This window comes from Ancylobacter moscoviensis (assembly GCF_007559435.1).
GTDB lineage: Bacteria > Pseudomonadota > Alphaproteobacteria > Rhizobiales > Xanthobacteraceae > Ancylobacter > Ancylobacter moscoviensis.
In genome coordinates, this window is record NZ_VMBP01000002.1 from 832,559 (window position 1) to 849,666 (window position 17,108).

18 protein-coding genes are annotated in these 17,108 nt (G+C 68.6%); 14 read left to right on the top strand and 4 right to left on the bottom strand.

Going from position 1 to position 17,108, the window contains the following annotated elements:
- Positions 1 to 105 precede the first annotated feature (105 nt).
- The 3 genes from mgtE (at position 106) to FO470_RS10050 (ending at position 4,715) form a co-directional block, all read left to right on the top strand.
- Positions 106 to 1,500 (top strand): magnesium transporter, encoded by a 1,395-nt coding sequence (mgtE, locus tag FO470_RS10040; protein ID WP_144342772.1) that lies wholly within the window; start codon positions 106 to 108, stop codon positions 1,498 to 1,500.
- A 158-nt stretch (positions 1,501 to 1,658) separates the two neighbouring features.
- On the top strand, positions 1,659 to 3,911 hold the full coding sequence (locus tag FO470_RS10045) for a putative bifunctional diguanylate cyclase/phosphodiesterase (protein WP_186291895.1): 2,253 nt from the start codon (positions 1,659 to 1,661) through the stop codon (positions 3,909 to 3,911).
- A gap of 9 nt (positions 3,912 to 3,920) precedes the next feature.
- Positions 3,921 to 4,715, top strand: coding sequence for a YdcF family protein (locus FO470_RS10050; protein ID WP_144342774.1), 795 nt, complete (start codon positions 3,921 to 3,923; stop codon positions 4,713 to 4,715).
- Here FO470_RS10050 and FO470_RS10055 read toward each other — a convergent pair.
- Both FO470_RS10055 and FO470_RS10060 read right to left on the bottom strand, forming a co-directional pair.
- Positions 4,712 to 4,999, bottom strand: coding sequence for a DUF3253 domain-containing protein (locus FO470_RS10055; RefSeq protein WP_144342775.1), 288 nt, complete (start codon positions 4,997 to 4,999; stop codon positions 4,712 to 4,714). The genes FO470_RS10050 and FO470_RS10055 overlap by 4 nt on opposite strands.
- On the bottom strand, positions 4,989 to 5,672 hold the full coding sequence (locus FO470_RS10060; protein WP_144342776.1) for a DUF599 domain-containing protein: 684 nt from the start codon (positions 5,670 to 5,672) through the stop codon (positions 4,989 to 4,991). Before FO470_RS10060 ends, FO470_RS10055 begins: the two co-directional genes overlap by 11 nt.
- Positions 5,673 to 5,963: 291 nt before the next feature.
- Here FO470_RS10060 and FO470_RS19520 point away from each other — a divergent pair, with 291 nt between their 5' ends.
- The 4 genes from FO470_RS19520 (at position 5,964) to FO470_RS19525 (ending at position 7,741) form a co-directional block, all read left to right on the top strand.
- The gene (locus tag FO470_RS19520) at positions 5,964 to 6,101 is read left to right on the top strand and encodes a hypothetical protein (RefSeq protein ID WP_186291896.1); all 138 of its coding nucleotides are present in this window, start codon (positions 5,964 to 5,966) and stop codon (positions 6,099 to 6,101) included.
- 244 nt (positions 6,102 to 6,345) lie between these two features.
- Positions 6,346 to 7,020 carry a glutathione S-transferase family protein gene (locus tag FO470_RS10065; RefSeq protein ID WP_144342777.1) on the top strand — a complete coding sequence of 225 codons (675 nt, stop codon included), beginning with the start codon at positions 6,346 to 6,348 and terminating at the stop codon, positions 7,018 to 7,020.
- A 51-nt stretch (positions 7,021 to 7,071) separates the two neighbouring features.
- The gene (locus FO470_RS10070) at positions 7,072 to 7,506 is read left to right on the top strand and encodes a DUF1489 family protein (RefSeq protein ID WP_144342778.1); all 435 of its coding nucleotides are present in this window, start codon (positions 7,072 to 7,074) and stop codon (positions 7,504 to 7,506) included.
- 64 nt (positions 7,507 to 7,570) lie between these two features.
- Positions 7,571 to 7,741, top strand: a complete 171-nt coding sequence (locus FO470_RS19525) for a hypothetical protein (RefSeq protein ID WP_186291897.1) — start codon at positions 7,571 to 7,573, stop codon at positions 7,739 to 7,741.
- Positions 7,742 to 7,744: 3 nt separating this feature from the next.
- On the opposite strand, the gene panC is transcribed toward FO470_RS19525, so the two are convergent.
- The gene (gene panC, locus FO470_RS10075; protein WP_144342779.1) at positions 7,745 to 8,605 is read right to left on the bottom strand and encodes a pantoate--beta-alanine ligase; all 861 of its coding nucleotides are present in this window, start codon (positions 8,603 to 8,605) and stop codon (positions 7,745 to 7,747) included.
- Between the two features lie 161 nt (positions 8,606 to 8,766).
- Here panC and FO470_RS10080 point away from each other — a divergent pair, with 161 nt between their 5' ends.
- On the top strand, positions 8,767 to 9,480 hold the full coding sequence (locus tag FO470_RS10080; protein WP_144342780.1) for a VWA domain-containing protein: 714 nt from the start codon (positions 8,767 to 8,769) through the stop codon (positions 9,478 to 9,480).
- Positions 9,477 to 10,175 carry a DnaJ domain-containing protein gene (locus FO470_RS10085; RefSeq protein WP_144342781.1) on the top strand — a complete coding sequence of 233 codons (699 nt, stop codon included), beginning with the start codon at positions 9,477 to 9,479 and terminating at the stop codon, positions 10,173 to 10,175. Before FO470_RS10080 ends, FO470_RS10085 begins: the two co-directional genes overlap by 4 nt.
- A 10-nt stretch (positions 10,176 to 10,185) precedes the next feature.
- On the opposite strand, the gene FO470_RS10090 is transcribed toward FO470_RS10085, so the two are convergent.
- Positions 10,186 to 11,859 carry a D-alanyl-D-alanine carboxypeptidase gene (locus FO470_RS10090; RefSeq protein WP_244616740.1) on the bottom strand — a complete coding sequence of 558 codons (1,674 nt, stop codon included), beginning with the start codon at positions 11,857 to 11,859 and terminating at the stop codon, positions 10,186 to 10,188.
- Between the two features lie 437 nt (positions 11,860 to 12,296).
- Between FO470_RS10090 and FO470_RS10095 the strand changes: the two genes are divergently transcribed.
- The 5 genes from FO470_RS10095 (at position 12,297) to FO470_RS10115 (ending at position 16,996) form a co-directional block, all read left to right on the top strand.
- On the top strand, positions 12,297 to 12,635 hold the full coding sequence (locus FO470_RS10095) for a phasin family protein (protein ID WP_144342782.1): 339 nt from the start codon (positions 12,297 to 12,299) through the stop codon (positions 12,633 to 12,635).
- Positions 12,636 to 12,899: 264 nt separating this feature from the next.
- Positions 12,900 to 13,271: an ATP-dependent Clp protease adapter ClpS gene (gene clpS / locus FO470_RS10100; RefSeq protein WP_144342783.1), complete on the top strand. Its 372-nt coding sequence runs from the start codon at positions 12,900 to 12,902 to the stop codon at positions 13,269 to 13,271.
- A gap of 31 nt (positions 13,272 to 13,302) precedes the next feature.
- Complete coding sequence (gene clpA, locus FO470_RS10105; protein ID WP_144342784.1) at positions 13,303 to 15,744, top strand: ATP-dependent Clp protease ATP-binding subunit ClpA; 2,442 nt, start codon at positions 13,303 to 13,305, stop codon at positions 15,742 to 15,744.
- Positions 15,745 to 15,905: 161 nt separating this feature from the next.
- Positions 15,906 to 16,649 (top strand): AzlC family ABC transporter permease, encoded by a 744-nt coding sequence (locus FO470_RS10110; protein WP_246659541.1) that lies wholly within the window; start codon positions 15,906 to 15,908, stop codon positions 16,647 to 16,649.
- Complete coding sequence (locus FO470_RS10115; RefSeq protein ID WP_144342785.1) at positions 16,646 to 16,996, top strand: AzlD domain-containing protein; 351 nt, start codon at positions 16,646 to 16,648, stop codon at positions 16,994 to 16,996. Before FO470_RS10110 ends, FO470_RS10115 begins: the two co-directional genes overlap by 4 nt.
- Positions 16,997 to 17,108: the final 112 nt, after the last annotated feature.

Here is a 17,108-nt window from a genome sequence, read left to right on the forward strand (position 1 = left end):
GTGCATCCCGCCGACGCTTCATTAAGAACAGCTTGATTAGAAGCAATATCAAGTCCTTGGTTCGGAAATCCCGAGCCCGTCCTCACCCCAGCGCCGGAGAGCGGCATGCGCGAAGAGACCGATCTCGCCGTCCCGCCGCGCGGGCCGGAACATGACGCGGACCCGACCGAGACGCCCGGCTTCGTCGAGGCGGTACTTGGCGCCATCGAGACGCGCGACGTCGACGCGCTCAAGGCGATCGTCTCCGACCTGCACGAGACCGACGTCGCCCATCTGCTGGAGGCGCTGCCGGCGGCGGACCGGCCCCAGCTCATCGAGCTGCTGGGCAGCGACTTCGACTTCACCGCGCTCACCGAGCTCGACGAGACGGTGCGCGTGCAGATCCTCGAGGAGCTGCCGACGCAGACGGTCGTCGAGGGCGTGCGAGACCTCGATTCCGACGACGCGGTCTACATCCTCGAAGACCTCGACGACGCCGACAAGCAGGAGATCCTCGCCAGCCTGCCGATCCCGGAGCGGGCCGCGCTGCAGCGCAGCCTCGACTATCCCGAGGAGAGCGCCGGCCGGCGCATGCAGACCGAGTTCATCGCCCTGCCGCCGTTCTGGACGGTGGGGCAGGCGCTCGACTACATCGGGGAGACGGAGGGGCTGCCGGAGATCTTCTTCGAGGTCTTCGTCGTCGATCCCAGCTATCGGCTCAGCGGCTCGGTGCCGCTCGACCGGCTGCTGCGCACCAAGCGGGGCGTGAAGCTGGGCGATGTGGTGATGCCCGACCGGCACGTGGTCCGCGCCACCGACGACCAGGAGGACGTGGCGCGCATCTTCGAGCGCTACAATCTCATTTCCGCGCCGGTGGTGGACGAGGGCGAGCGGCTGGTCGGCGTGCTGACCATCGACGACATCGTCGACGTCATCCAGGAGGAGGCGGACGAGGACCTGAAGGCGCTGGGCGGCGTGGCCGGCGACGAGGAGCTGTCGGACAGCTTCTGGTACATCGCCAAGAGCCGCTTCTCCTGGCTGCTGTTCAACCTGATCGCCGCGAACCTCGCCTCCTTCGTCATCGCGATGTTCGAGGGCGAACTGCAGCGCATGGTGGCGCTGGCGGTGCTGATGCCGATCGTCGCCAGCCAGGGCGGCAACGCCGCCACCCAGACCATGACGGTCGCGGTGCGGGCGCTGGCGACGCGCGAGCTGCGCCCCAGCAACGCCCGGCGCGTCATCGCCCGCGAGCTGCTGGTCGGCCTGTTCAACGGCGTGGTCTTCGCGGTGATCATGGCTGCCGTGGTGTTCGCGCGCTTCGGCATCGCCGATCTCGGCTTCGTGATTGCGCTTGCGATGATCATCAATCTTCTGGCGGCGGCGCTGGGCGGCATCATGATTCCGTTGATACTTGATCGACTTAAGGTCGATCCCGCCGTATCGTCGGGACCGTTCGTCACGACGATCACCGATGTGGTCGGGTTTTTCGCCTTCCTGAGCATTGCGTCACTCTGGTTCTGAACGTGGTGGTCGGCATTGTATGCATTGAATGACTTCCCGCGTGGAACAACAGCAAGAAGAACGTCTTGTTTGACGGCGGTCAGTCGGAGGAGCGGATGGAGACGCCCGAAAGGGGTCGTCTGACCCTTCCGTCGAGGGATGAACCGGCGCCTCAGGCAATGCCCGTTGCCGTGGCGCCGCGTCGTCGTCTGCGCGCCGGCGACGGCATGATCCTCGCCGTCGCGCTGGTGATCCTTGCCGCCGTCATCGTGATGGGGGCCTTCTCGCTGGTGGCGGCGGAGCGGATCGACGCCACCTCCCGCGAGCGCTGGAACAGCCTGGTGCTCGATGCCCTGCAGCGGCGGGCGGCGTTTCTGGAACGCGACCTGTCGAGCTTCGCCCACTGGGACGAGTCGGTGCTGCGCACCGCCTATTTTCTCGACGTCGACTGGGTGCACGAGAATTTCGGCAAGTGGCTCTACCACACCCAGCGCCACGACCGTTCCTACATCGTCCTCGAAACCGGACCGGCCTATGCGTCCATCGACGGCACGGCGGTCGACGTGGCGGGCGCGCCGTTCGACACGGCGGCGATCATGCCGCTGGTGGAGGGCGTGAAGGCGGCGTTCCTCGACCAGACGCAGGCGCTGAAAGCGACGGCGCCGCTGGCGGGCGAGTCGCGCGGGCGCGACAATCCTCCGGTGTTCCGGGCCGGCTATCTCAGGGTCGAGGGGCGGCCGGCGCTGATCGGCGCGATCAGCATCACCCCGGATTTCGGGCGCGTGGTGTCGCCGACGCGGGTGCCGCCGGTGGCGGTGACGGTGCTGTTCCTCGATGCCAGCTTCCTCGGCGATCTCGTGGGCGAGCTGCACATGGCCTCGCCCAGCATATCGGACGAGCCGCCGCCGCCCGACCGGCAGGGGGTGCGGGTTCCCTTTCACGACCCGCAGACCAAGCCGGCCTGGCTGAGCTGGAAGCCCGAGAATCCGGGCCGGGCGCTGCTTTCCACGCTGCTGCCGGCGCTGATCGGCACGGCGCTGCTGCTGCTCGCCGTGGCGGCGATCGTGCTGTGGTACGCCCGCCGGGCGACGCAGGAGCTGGCGGAGAGCGAGAAGCTCGCCTCGCGCCTCGCCTATACCGACCCGCTGTGCGGCCTCGCCAACCGGACCATGCTGATGCGGGCCCTCGGCGAGCGGCTGCGACAGGTCGATCCCGGCAACCGGCTGGCGGTCCTCTTCCTCGACCTCGACGGGTTCAAGGACATCAACGACACGCTCGGCCACCATGTGGGCGACCTGCTGCTGACGGAGATCGGCAACCGCCTGGCGCGGCTGCCGCTCAAGGACGCGCTGGCCTCGCGCTTCGGCGGCGACGAGTTCGTCATCCTCGTGCCGGTGAAGAGCGACGAGGATATCGCGGCGGCCGGCGCCGTGGTTCTGGAGGTCGTGCGGCAGCCGGCGGAGATCGCCGGCCAAACTTTGACGGTCAGCGGCTCGATCGGCTGTACCGTGGCGCCGGACCACGGCGTCGATGCCATCGAGCTGATCCGCCTCGCCGATATCGCCGTCTACCGCGCGAAGGCCGAGGGGCGGGCCAATGTGCAGATATTCGCGCCGCGCATGGAGCGCGAGGTGATGCGCCGCCGCGACGTCGAGCTCGACCTGCAGCGCGCGCTCGCCGAGGGCGAGCTGACCATCTACTACCAGCCGCAGTTCGCCGTGGATGGCGAGGTGGTGATCGGCTTCGAGGCGCTGGTGCGCTGGGTGCAGCCCTCGCGCGGGGTGATCGCGCCGGGCGAGTTCATCTCCATCGCCGAGCAGACCGGGCTCATCACCGAGCTCGACATGTGGGTGCTGCGCAATGCTTGCGCGCAGGCGCGCGACTGGGGCGAACTGAAGCTGGCGGTGAACCTCTCGCCGGTCGATTTCCGCTCCGGCGACCTCGACATGCAGGTGAAGCGGATCCTCGACGAGACGGGCTTCCCGGCCGAGCGGCTGGAGATCGAGATCACCGAGAACCTGCTGTTCGGCAACCAGCCGGAAGCCTTCGCCTCGCTGGCGGCGCTGCGCCGGATGGGCATCCGCATCGCGCTGGACGATTTCGGCAGCGGCTATTCCTCGCTCGGCTACATCCGCCGCTTCCGCGTCGACACCATCAAGATCGACCGCAGCTTCACGCAGAACATCGGCCAGAGCGACGATGCGGCGGCGATCATCGACTGCGTGGTGCGCCTCGCGCGGGCGCTGGCGATCACCGTCACCGCCGAGGGCGTGGAGACGCGCGAACAGCTGCGCTACCTGCAATCGGTCGGCTGCCACCATGTGCAGGGCTACCTGCTCGCCGGCCCGGTGCCGCTCGCCAGCATCGACCGCTACCTCGAACGGGCGACCTTTCCCTCGCCCCCGCCAAAGCGCTCGCGCGTGACGATCTGACGGACCCGCATGTTCTTCATCCTTTCCAAGATCCTCTGGGCGGTCGCGGTGCCGTCCACCTTCCTGACGCTGCTGGCGGTGGCCGGGCTGCTGCTGCGGCCGTGGTTCCGACGGCTCGGCGGCGCGCTGACCGCCATCGGCGTGATCGGGCTCCTGCTCGCCGGGCTCGGCCCGTTCGGGCGCATGCTGATGGTGCCGCTGGAGAACCGTTTCCCCGTCTATGCCGGGGATGGCGAGCGGGTGGACGGCATCATCGTGCTGGGCGGGGCGGAACTGCCGGTGATCACCGCCGCGCGCGGCACGGCGTCCTTCCAGGAATCGGCCGAGCGCATCCTCGCCATGGGCGAGCTGGCGCGGCGCTACCCTCAGGCGCGGGTCGTCTTCGCCGGCGGCAGCAGCAGCCTGAGCGAGCAGCCCATGCAGGAGGCGGAGGTCGTGCGCATGGCGCTGCCGCAGATCGGGCTGGAGGAGGGGCGGGTCGAATTCGAGCGGCTGTCGCGCAACACGGCGGAGAATGCCCGCCTCGCGCGGGAGCTGATCGAGCCCAAGCCCGGCGAGCGGTGGCTGCTCGTCACCTCCGCCTTCCACATGCCGCGCGCCATGGGCAATTTCCGCGCGGTCGGCTTTCCGGTGGTGGCCTATCCCGTGGACTTCCGCACCACCGGCGATCCCGGCTTCTTCCGGCCGTTCGGCTCGGTGGCGGAAGGGCTCGGCTTCTTCGACCTCGCCACGCGCGAATGGATCGGGCTCGCGGCCTATTACCTGACCGGGCGCATTTCCAGCCCGTTTCCCGGGCCGAACTAGCCCTGCGGCGGCAGGCCGAGCCGGTAGACGCCGCGGAAATCGGCCGGATCGACCGGCTTGCCCTTGCGATAGATGACGAGGCGTTCCGCCTCGGCGAGCCGGATGGCGCAGCGGCGGACCAGCGGCAGCAGGCTCTGCCAGTCCGGGCCCTGGGCGAGGCTGCGGGCGACCTCCTCGGGCGTGATGGTGCGCAGCGCGTCGGGGCGGCCGGCCACGGCGAGGATGGCGGCCTCGACCGCATCCTCGGAGGGAAGCCGGGCGGCGGCGGCCGATCTATCGTTCATTGTCGAGGACCCAGTGCGAATCCGGCCCGAACTGCCGGTTGACCATGACGAGGAAGATGGCGACCGTCGCCATCATCAGCGCCCAGCCGTTGATGTACCAGCCGAGATAGGCGATGGCGAAGAAGAAGGAGCGCTGGCCGCGGTTGAAATGCCGGCCGGCGAGGGTGGCCATGCGGGCGAGCTTGACGATGTGCGCCTGCGCGGCGGGCGTCGTCGCCTCGGAGGGTGGCGGCGTCGAGCCGAGCAGGATGGTCGTATAGTTGAACAGCCGGTAGGCCCAGGCGAACTTGAAGAAGGCGTTGGCGAAGATCAGCGTCAGGCCGAGCGTCTTCAGTTCCCAGCTCGACCGGTTCGGCGTGACGAAGGGCAAATCGAGGAAGATCGCCATCACCGCGTCGGTGGATTGCAGGATGGCCAGCGAGGCGCCGATGGCGAGCAGCGAGGTCGAGGCGAAGAAGGCCGTGCCGTTTTGCAGTGCGGCAACGATCTGGGCGTCGACGATGCGGTTCTCGCGCGCCAGCATCCGGTGCGTCCATTCGAGGCGGAACACGTCCATCCGGCGGTTCAGCGTGCGCGCCTCGGCCCAGCCGCCTTCCATCAGATAATGGTAGGCGATCCATGCGACGGTGAAGACGGCGAAAGCCGCGCCATCGAGATAAGTGAAGCCGAGCATGTGCTTACGTGAATTTTCTCACGTTCCGCGTCCGCTTTGCGGCGCGAATCCGTCGCGAATCGCCGCCGCTATGGTGAGGGCGCGGCGGGCGGCTTTCAATAGGCGGCGGGAATCGTTGCCGACGCTGCGTCATGCGGGCGTCGCGGGGCTGGCTTGCGGCGGACGAGGTGGATTATGGCGTTTTCGCGATTGCGAACTCGGTAACATTTCATTAAGTATCGTTACAGCTTGTCGCCGGCCGCGAGTCGCGGAGACGGGCGACGAGGAGAACATCTCGTTCCGAGGAATATCATGAATTCCATACCCGAGCGCTCCTGTTGGGGAGTTGCCCGTTGGGCCGTTGCCGCCTTTCTGGCGGGCGTGGCCATGGTCTATCTCTTCGGCGGTTTCCAGGCCGCTCAGGTGGCGACCAAGGCGGTCGCCGGCTGAGGCCCGGTCCGGAGAGGGTTCCGGGGGACCGTTCCCCCGAACGACCTCCCGGACACCGCTCCACGGTTCAGAGAACGGCTCGGCCGCAAGGTCGGGCCGTTTTCTTTTTCGGGCTACCCGTTCGCACTCCAACGCCCCGCGCCTGTCGATCACCGGGATTGATCGCGGCCATCACCCGCATGCGTTTGCCTGAGCCGGCGAGATCGCCGAACCTGCGGCCGGTCGAGGCACGGGGAGAGGCATCGTGGCGCTGAAGCTCATCATCGGGAACAAGAACTACTCGTCTTGGTCGCTGCGGCCCTGGCTGGCCCTGAGCGCGCTCGGCATCCCGTTCGAGGAAATCCTCGTGCCGCTGGACGCGCCCGACTTCAAGGCACGCATCTGGGAGCGCTCGCCGGCCGGCAAGGTGCCGGTGCTGATCGACGGCGAGGCGACGGTGTGGGAGTCGATCGCCATATTGGAGCATCTGGCCGAGCGCTTCCCCGACAAGGGCGTGTGGCCGTCCGATCCGGCGGCGCGGGCGCATGCGCGCTCGCTGGCGACCGAGATGCACAACGGCTTCGGCGCGCTGCGCAGCGTGGCGCCGATGAACCTCTGGCGCCCGGTGGAGCCGCGCGCCTTTCCCGAGGCGGCGCTGAAGGACGTGCGGCGCATCATGCGGCGCTGGAACGAGGCGCGCGAGCGCTTCGGCGCGGGGGGCGACTTCCTCTACGGCGCCTTCAGCGGCGCGGACGCGATGTACGCGCCGGTGGCGACGCGCATCCGCACCTATGCGATCGAGGTCGATCCTGTATCGGCGGCCTATGTGGAGGCGATCCACGCCCATCCCGCCTTCGTGGCGTGGAAGGAAGCGGCGCTGCGGGAAACCGGCGTGCTGCCCGAGGATGAGGTCGACTGGCCGACCGTCAAGCGCGTATAGAGGGCGCACCCTTCGCCTTCGGGCCTGCCCAGCCTGCCATCCGGTCGAGCCATGCCTCTACACCTGCTCAAGCTCTGCGTCGGCGCCGAATCCATCGAGGACCTCGAAGCGTGGATCGCGGAGAATCTGGCGGGGAAGGCAGCGCGCGGGCAGGCGGCGGAGCAGGTGCACACCACCCGCATGGTGCCGACGCGCACGGAAGAACTGCTCGACGGCGGCTCGCTCTACTGGGTGATCAAGGGCGAGGTCGCCTGCCGGCAGGCGCTGACCGGCATCCGGCCCTTCGTCGACGGGGACGGCATACGCCGCTGCCATCTGGTGATGGAGCCCGTCGTGCACCGGGTGACGCCGCGCCCGAGCCGTCCCTTCCAGGGCTGGCGCTACCTCGCCGCGAAGGACGCGCCGCCCGATCTCGCCGCCACGGGCGACGAGCCGGCGCTGCCCGACCAGCTGCGCCGCGAGCTGCGCTCACTCGGTCTTCTCTGATCCCGCGAACCCGAGCCCGCCTCTCCGCGTTGTGTACATGCACAGCGAACGAAGGGAGGCGCGCATGGTCCAGGATTCAGACGATCACCGCGTCGCGGAGCATGGCGAGGTCGTGGTGAAGGCGGATATCGAGGAGCGGCAGGCGGCAGAAGTGCGCCCGATGCGCTATGTGCTCGGCATCGGGCTGGCGCTGGCGATCCTGGCCATGGTGGTGATCGCCTTTCTCCTCCGGTGAGGCTCAGTCCGGCACGGCAAGATTGTCGATCAGCCGGGTGGCGCCGATGCGCGCGGCGACGAGCAGGCGGATCGGCCCCTCGGCGCGGCTGAGGACGGGCGCGAGGGACGCCGCGTGGCGCGCTTCGAGATAATCGAGCTGGAAGCCGGCGGCGATGACGGCGCGCCGCGCGTCGTCGACCGCGTCGAGCACATTGCCGCCTCCGGCGATCTGCGCGGCGGCGGCGCTCAGCGCGCGATGCAGCGCGGGAGCGGCGGCGCGGTCCTCCTTGCCCAGATAGACGTTGCGGGAGGAGAGGGCGAGGCCGTCCGGCTCGCGCACGGTCGGAACGCCGACGATGCGCACCGGGAGATCGATGTCGCGCGCGAGGCGGGTGATGACCTGAAGCTGCTGGTAATCCTTCTCGCCGAACAGCGCGACATCCGGCGCCGCCTGGATGAGCAGCTTGGCGACGACGGTGGCGACGCCGGCGAAATGGGTGGGGCGGAACTCCGTCTCCAGCCCGAGCGCCGGGCCGGCGAGGGAGATCGTGGTGGCGAAGCCTTCCGGGTACATCTCGCCGACATCGGGCACGAAGGCGAGGTGGACGCCGGCGGCATCCGCCTTGTCGAGGTCGGCCTCCAGCGTGCGCGGATAGCGGCTGAGGTCTTCGGTCGGCGCGAACTGGGTCGGATTGACGAAGATCGAGAGGACGACCCGTTCCGCGTGGGCGCGGGCGGCTTCCATCAGCGCCACATGCCCGGAATGCAGCGCGCCCATGGTCGGCACCAGCGCGATGCGCTCCCCGGCCGCTCGCCAGCTCTTCACCTGCTCGCGCAACTCGGCGACGGTATGGACGGGGCGGATGGTGCGGCGAGCGGACATGACGAGACTCCCTGATCGGGGCGCGGAAGCTAGCAGAGCGGCCAAGGGGGTCAACCTCGGGTCGACCTCGGGTCAACTTCGAGTCAACCCTTGGGGAGCGCGCCGTGCGTCCGGCCTTATCCCCCGCTAGTATCTCCACGAATCCCGATCAGGTACGCCAGATGGCCTCCGAGAAGCGTCCTCCCGCGGCACCGCCCGCCCCGACCGGCACCGTCGCCTCCTTCCTCGCGGAACTGGAGCAGCGCGCGCCGCTGACCGCCGAGCGGCGCGGCCGGCTGATCTTCGCGCTCGACGCGACGATGAGCCGCCAGCCGACCTGGGACCTCGCCTGCATGCTGCAGGCCGAGATGTTCGAGGAGGCCGGCCGGATCGGCGGGCTCGACATCCAGCTTGTCTATTACCGCGGCATCGGCGAATGCCGGGCCTCGCCCTGGATGGCGGACGGGGCGCGCCTGGGCGCGCTGATGGCGCGGATCACCTGCCAGGGCGGGCGCACGCAGATCGGCCGGGTGCTGCGGCACGCGGCGGCGCAGGCGGCGAAAGGGCCGGTCGGCGCGCTGGTCTTCGTGGGCGACGCGCTGGAGGAGCCGCTCGACGACCTCTGCGCCGAAGCCGGGCCGCTGGCGCTGCGGGGCGTGCCGGCCTTCATGTTCCAGGAGGGCGCCGATCCGGCGGTGGAGCGGGGCTTCCGCGAGATCGCCCGGCTGACCAAGGGCGCCTGGTGCCGCTTCGATGCCGGCGCGGCCGGTGAGCTCAAGGCGCTGCTGAGGGCGGCGGCCAGCTATGCGGCCGGCGGCTCCAAGGCGCTCGCGGCGCTGGCCGGAACCTCCCCCGGCGCGCGCCGGCTGATCGCCGCCATGCAGGATACGCAATGATCAACCTTCTCGTCGGCGCGGCGATCGTCGCGCTTCTCTATTACGGGCTGAAGGTCTTCGGCCGGGCCGATGCCAAGATGCTGGCGCAGCTCGGTCGGCGGGTAGGGGGCGGCGCGCTGCTGCTGGTCGCGGCCTTCCTCGGCATGCGCGGCCATTTCGAGACGGCGCTGCCGCTCGGCATCTTCGGCCTGTCGCTGATCGGCTGGGATGTGCGCAAGGCCATGCCGTGGTCGAAGGGGCAGGCGAGTCCGGGCCGGACCTCGAAGGTCCGCACCGCCGCGCTGGACATGCTGCTCGATCATGACAGCGGGCGCCTGACGGGGACGGTGATCGCCGGGCCGCTCGCCGGCACTGCGCTCGATGCGCTCGACGTGCCGGCCCTCGCGCGGCTGGCGCTCGACGTCGATACGGAGAGCCGGCAGCTACTCGAAGCTTATCTTGACCGCCGCTCGCCCGGCTGGCGTGAACACGCGCAGGGCGATGCGGGCGGGCGGCGCACTGACCCGGCGCGCCGTGGCGCGATGACGGAAGAGGAGGCCTACCAGATCCTGGGGCTTCAGCCGGGGGCGGGAACGGAGGAGATCCGAAGAGCCCACCGATCCCTTATGAAGAAACTCCATCCCGACCAGGGCGGGTCGAACTATCTGGCCGCCCGGGTGAACGAAGCCAAGGATATCCTGCTCCAGGGGCATTGATGGCTCCCCGTCAGTTACGGAAGACCATGCAGCCGAAGTCGCTGCGCTTCAGGGCCTGGCAGGCCTTGCGGGCGCCGGCCTCGGCATCGAAGCCGGCGAAGCGGGCGCGCACGATCTTGGTCGAGCCCTTCACGGCCTGCTCGGTATAGGCATCGACCTTCGAGAGGGCCGCACCGGCCTTCTGCTGCGCCTTGGCGATCTGGGCGCGGGCGTCGGCCTCGCTGCCATAGGCGCCGATCTGGATGGCCCAGCCGGAACGGGGGGCGGCGGCCTTCTCGGCGCTCTCGGCCTCCTGACGCGGAATCTCGGTCGAGGCGGCGCTGGCGACCTGTACCTTCTTGATGGCGCGCTGGGCGGGGGCGGCCTGAACCTGCGCGGCCTGCGTCTCCGAGGCGCCGGACATCTGGCCGTTGGCGAAGGACAGGGTGCCGAGAATGCCGGGCTGGTTGCTGAAGGTGGCGGTCGGCGCGGCCGGGCGGGCGACGGCGACGGTCTTCACGGCGACCGGAACGATGGGGGCGGAGGAACCGGCGGCAGGCGTGCCGGCGGCGGCCTGCGCCGGACGAGCCGGGGCGGGAGCCGGGGTCGGCACGGAAGCCGTGGTCATGCTGTCCATGTCCATGGCGGCGGAGGCCATGGCGAGACGCGGATTGGCCGAGGGAACCGGGATGGTCGCGGGGGCAACCGGAGCCTGCGCGACCTGCGGAGCCGGTTCCGGCGCGGGCTGGGGCGCGGGAGCCGGGACCGGAGCCGCGGCGAGGGCGACCGGCGCGCCGACCTCGTCGTCGGACACCGTGCCGCGCGGCGCCGAGTCCATGCGGGCGACCATCTGGCGGCCGGAATAGGCCTTGGCGAGGTTCTGGCCGATCAGCGAGACCATGCGGTTGTCGCGCGAGGCGGCGCTGGTGCCGCCGAGCACGACCGCGATGACATAGCGGCCGCTGGTCTTCACGCTGGTCAGCAGGTTGAAGCCGGAGGCGTTGGTGTAACCGGTCTTGATGCCGTCGACGCCCTCGACCCGCCCGAGCAGGCGGTTGTGATTGCGGATGGCCTGGCCGCGATACATGAAGCTGCGGTTCTCGAAATAGGCGTAATAGCGCGGGAAGCGCTCCTGAATGGCCCGGCCGAGCGTGGCGAGGTCGCGGGCGGTCGTGACCTGCTGCGGGTGGGGAAGGCCATTCGGATTGCGGAAGGTGGAGCGCGACATGCCGAGCTGGCGGGCGCGGCGGGTCATGAGCTGGGCGAAGCTGGCGGAGTCGCCGGAGATATTCTCGGCGATGACCACGGCGACGTCGTTGGCCGAACGGGTGATCAGCGCCTGGATGGCGTCCTCGACGACGATCGTCGAGCCGGCCTTCACGCCGAGCTTGGAGGGCTGCTGGGCGGCCGCGAAGCTGGAGACGCGGAGCGGGGTGTTGAGCCGCATCCGGCCGCTTTCGAGCTGCTCGAACAGGAGATAGAGGGTCATCACCTTGGTGACGGAAGCCGGATGGCGCAGGGCGTCGGCGTTCTCGGCATCGAGGACGCGGCCGGTATTGGCGTCGACCACGATATGGGAATAGCCGCGCTGCCAGACGCCGCTGCTGGCGGCCGAGCCCGACGCGACCGTTCGCGTGATGGCCGCCTTGTTGCGCGCCGTCTTTTTCTTCTTCTTGGGTGCGGCATCCGCCGCGCTTGCTCCCACGAGAGCCACCGCCAAGACCGCAACGGCAGCCCGCATCATGTACGCGCCGACAATCCCCGGAACCCGCATTTGTCCGTCCCGCTACTCTATCCCACCGGCCGTCGCCGGCGTTCCACGCATCCCGCCGGATTCCTCTTCGCATCGGGCTTGCTGCCCGTGCGAAAGCCCTTTTCGGTTAAGGAACCCTGCCGAACCATCACTTCCCAAACCTTAAGAAGGGCGCGGTTACAAAGTCGTAAAGAACGCCCTTGAACCGGGTCGATGTGGCGAGAAAAAGGGGCGGTCGTGGCAGTGCGAAGATCGTTCATATTGCACTGCACAATTTTTCTTGACGCGGGTCGGGGTGCCGCCATACAAATGATGGCGGGGAGGATTTCCCGGGCGGGTGCGTGCGGTTTGGGGCGCGGCTCGCGTGGCGATACCACTGGAGTTGGCACATGCTGCAGAATTTCGATGACGTTCAGAAGCTGGGTAAGGATAATCTGGACCTCGCCATGAAGAGCTTCGGCTCCGTGTCGAAGGGCGTCCAGGCCATCGCCGTCGAGGTGGCGGACTACTCGAAGAAGTCGTTCGAGGAGGGCACCGCGACCGCCGAGAAGCTGTTCGGCGCCAAGACCCTCGACAAGGCGGTCGAGATCCAGTCCGAGTATTTCAAGCATGCCTATGAGGGCTTCGTCGCCCAGGCGACCAAGATCGGCGAGCTCTATGCCGATCTCGCCAAGGAGACCTACAAGCCCTACGAGAGCCTGATCGGGAAGCTTCCGAACGGCAAGTGAGCGGCGACTGAGCATTCAGCGCCCGGGCTTCCGGGCGGCGATGCTTCGGATTTCTGGGGGCTCGGCGGCAACGCCGGGCCTTCTTCGTTTCTGCGCCCCCGGCAACCGCCGCGCCGACTCGCGCCGGGACCGTTCCCTCGGGCACCGCTCCGGAAAATGTCACCGGATTGCGACAGTGGGTTCACACGGCGCCTCTGGCGCGGGCAGGGGGGCGTACATATTATAGCTTTCAGAACCGGCTCGCCGGTTGGGGAAAAAGCCTGAATGTCCGACTCTGCGATGTCCCAGCTGCGTGAAGAAATGATGGCCGACGACGAGCGTCGCCGGCGCGGAGACAACGCGCCCGGCACGGCGGTGATCACACGCACGAAGCCGCAGGTGAAGCGGCCGAGCCTCTACCGGGTGCTCCTGCTCAACGACGACTACACGCCAATGGAGTTCGTCGTGCACGTGCTCGAGCACTTCTTCACCAAAGATCGGGAGGAAGCCACCCAGATCATGCTGCATGTGCATCAGCATGGCGTGGGGGAGTGCGGCGTCTATACCTACGAGGTGGCCGAAACAAAGGTCACACAAGTGATGGACTTCGCGCGAAAGCACCAGCATCCTTTGCAGTGCGTCATGGAGAAGAAGTGACGCCCCGCGACGGCTAAACGAAGAGGTCCCGATGCCCACCTTCTCCCGCAGCCTCGAGCAGTCGCTTCACCGGGCCCTCGCGCTCGCCAACGAACGCCACCACGAATACGCGACCCTCGAGCACCTGCTGCTGTCCCTGGTCGACGATCAGGACTCGGCGGCGGTGATGCGCGCCTGCAACGTCGACCTCGATAAGCTCCGGCGCAACCTCGTCGAATACATCGACACCGAGCTCGACAACCTGGTCCAGGACGGCGGCGAGGATTCCAAGCCGACGGCCGGCTTCCAGCGCGTGATCCAGCGCGCCGTCATCCATGTCCAGTCCTCCGGCCGCGAGGAAGTGACCGGTGCCAACGTGCTGGTCGCCATCTTCGCCGAGCGCGAGAGCCACGCGGCCTATTTCCTGCAAGAGCAGGACATGACCCGCTACGACGCGGTGAACTACATCAGCCACGGCATCGCCAAGCGCGCCGGCATGTCGGAGAGCCGCCCCGTGCGCGGAGCCGAAGAGGAGACCGAGACGAAGACCGGGGAGGACACCAAGAAGAAGGCCGATGCACTCGATGCCTATTGCGTGAACCTCAACAAGAAGGCGCGCGAGGGCAAGATCGACCCGCTGATCGGCCGTGACGGCGAGATCCAGCGCACCATCCAGGTGCTGTGCCGCCGCTCCAAGAACAACCCGCTCTTCGTGGGCGATCCCGGCGTGGGCAAGACCGCCATCGCCGAGGGACTGGCGCGCCGCATCGTCAATGGCGAGGTGCCGGACGTGCTGAAGAAGGCCACCGTCTTCTCGCTCGACATGGGCGCGCTGCTGGCCGGCACCCGCTACCGCGGCGACTTCGAGGAACGCCTCAAGCAGGTGGTGAAGGAAATCGAGGCCTATCCCGACGCCATCATGTTCATCGACGAGATCCATACGGTGATCGGCGCCGGGGCGACCTCCGGCGGCGCGATGGACGCCTCCAACCTGCTCAAGCCCGCGCTCGCCTCCGGCACGCTGCGCTGCATCGGCTCGACCACCTACAAGGAGTACCGCCAGTACTTCGAAAAGGACCGCGCCCTGGTGCGCCGCTTCCAGAAGATCGACGTGCCCGAGCCGACCGTGCCGGACGCCATCGAGATCCTGAAGGGGCTGAAGCCCTATTTCGAGGACTACCACCGGCTGCGCTACACCAACGACGCCATCAAGGCGGCGGTGGAGCTCTCGGCCCGCTACATCCATGACCGCAAGCTGCCCGACAAGGCGATCGACATCATCGACGAGTCCGGCGCGGCGCAGATGCTGCTGCCCGAGGGCCGGCGCAAGAAGACGATCGGCGTGAAGGAGATCGAGGCGACCATCGCCACCATCGCCCGCATCCCGCCGAAGACCGTCTCCAAGTCGGACACGGAGATCCTCGCGGCGCTGGAGACCACGCTGAAGCGCGTCGTCTACGGCCAGGACAAGGCGATCGAGGCGCTGGCCTCGGCGATCAAGCTCGCCCGCGCGGGCCTGCGCGAACCGGAGAAGCCGATCGGCTCCTACCTGTTCTCCGGCCCGACCGGCGTCGGCAAGACCGAGGTGGCCAAGCAGCTCGCCTCCAGCCTGGGCGTGGAGCTGCTGCGCTTCGACATGTCCGAGTACATGGAGCGGCACACCATCTCGCGGCTGATCGGCGCGCCTCCCGGCTATGTCGGCTTCGACCAGGGCGGCCTGCTGACCGACGGCGTCGACCAGCATCCGCACTGCGTGCTGCTGCTCGACGAGATCGAGAAGGCGCATCCCGACCTGTTCAACATCCTGCTGCAGGTGATGGACCACGGGAAGCTGACCGACCATAACGGCAAGCAGGTCGATTTCCGCAACGTCATCCTCATCATGACGACGAATGCGGGCGCGGCCGACCTGTCGAAGTCGGCCTTCGGCTTCACCCGCTCGAAGCGGGAGGGCGACGACGTGGAAGCGATCAACCGCCTGTTCGCGCCGGAGTTCCGCAACCGCCTCGACGCGACCATCACCTTCGCCCATCTCAGCAACGAGATCATCGCGCTGGTGGTGGAGAAGTTCGTCCTGCAGCTGGAGGCGCAGCTCGCCGACCGAAACGTGACCATCGAGCTCTCCGACGAGGCGACCGCCTGGCTGGTGGAGCGCGGCTACGACCAGCAGATGGGCGCGCGGCCGATGGGCCGGGTGATCCAGGAGCACATCAAGAAGCCGCTGGCGGACGAGGTGCTCTTCGGCAAGCTCCGCAATGGCGGGCATGTCCGGGTGGTGCTGAAGACCGACGCCGAGGGCGAGACCTCGCTCGGCTTCGAGTTCCCGGAAGGCCCGATCACGCCGAAGCCGGAGAAGATCGAGCCGGCCAAGGCGAAGCGCGCGCCGCGCCGCAAGGCGGCCGCTCCCAAGGCCAAGAAGGCGGCCGGCGGGGCGAGCGGGCGCTCCAAGCCCGGCAGCTCGCGCGTGCCGAAGGTGCCGCTGGTCAAGGCCTGACCCGCGCTTTCCGCCGAAACCGATGATCGCCGCCCGCGGGCTCTCCCGCGGGCGGTTTTCTTTTGCGATGCCCGGCGTGCTCGCGTCGGCGCTCGACCAAGGGCCGGCTTGACCCGGCGCGCCGGCGGGCGGAAGAACGGCCTGTATCGAGCGAAGGCATTATGCATTCGATTCCCGAGCCGCCCCCCTCCATCCCGATGCGCCCCTCGCGCTGGTTCCTGCGCGGCATGGCGGGCGCCGCCGCCGTGCCGGGCTTCGTGCTGATGGTGACGTTCGTCGGCTTCGGCGGCCTGCTGCACGATCTGGCCTTCCCGATCGGCGCCGGGCTTCTGTCGACGCTGCTGGTCTGGGCGTTGCCGGCGCAGGTGATCCTGGTGGGCGGGCTGGCGGCCGGCACCTCGCTGCCGGCGCTCGCGCTCGCCGTCTGCCTCTCCGGCGTGCGGCTGCTGCCCATGGTGGTGTCGGTGATGCCCTTGATGCGCGGGCCGCGCCCACGCCTGTGGAGCGAGCTGCTCTGCGCCCATTTCGTCGCCGTGACCATGTGGGTGGAGGGCTTTCGCCTGCTGCCGAAAGTTCCGGCGGAAGGGCGCCCGGCCTATGCGTGCGGCCTCGGCATGGGGCTGGTGGGCATGAGCATGGCCGGCACGGCCTTCGGCTTCTACCTGACCAACGCGCTACCCGGGCCGCTCGCCGTCGCCCTGCTGCTGCTGACGCCGATCTCCTTCACCATCCTGCTGGTGCGCAACGCGAAGCAGGTGGTCGACTGGCTGGCGATCGGGCTCGGCACGGCGATCATGCCGCTGGCGGCGGGTGCGCCCGGTGGGCTCGACCTGTTCTGGGCGGGCGTCGGCGGGGGCACGCTGGCCTTCCTCATCGACCGCTACCGGCCGAGGGCGGCGGCATGAGCGCCCCGCTGAGCGAAGTCGGCGCCATGCTGATCGTGATCTTCATCGGCTTCCTGCCGAACGAGGTCTGGCGCGTGCTGGGCGTGCTGTTCGGCCGGCGGATCGACGAGGACAGCGCGTGGATGCGCTGGGTGAAGGCGGTCGCCACCGCGCTGCTGGCCGCCGTCGTCGCGCGGCTGGTGCTGGTGCCGAGCGGCGCGCTGGTGGCGCTGCCGCTCTGGCTGCGGGTGGGGGCCGTGGCCGGCGGGATCGCCGGCTTCCTCGCCATCCGCCGCTCGGTGTTGGCGGGCGTGCTCGCGGCCGAGACGATACTGGTTCTTGGCGCGTGGTGGCTCGGGATCGGCTAGAGCATTCCATCGCCTCACGGAAACGGTGGAATGCTCTAGGTCACCGACTCATAAATCGCATCCATATGCGTGCTGCGGCGAGTTTGACGGCTGCGAGGAAGTTTGCGGCGTG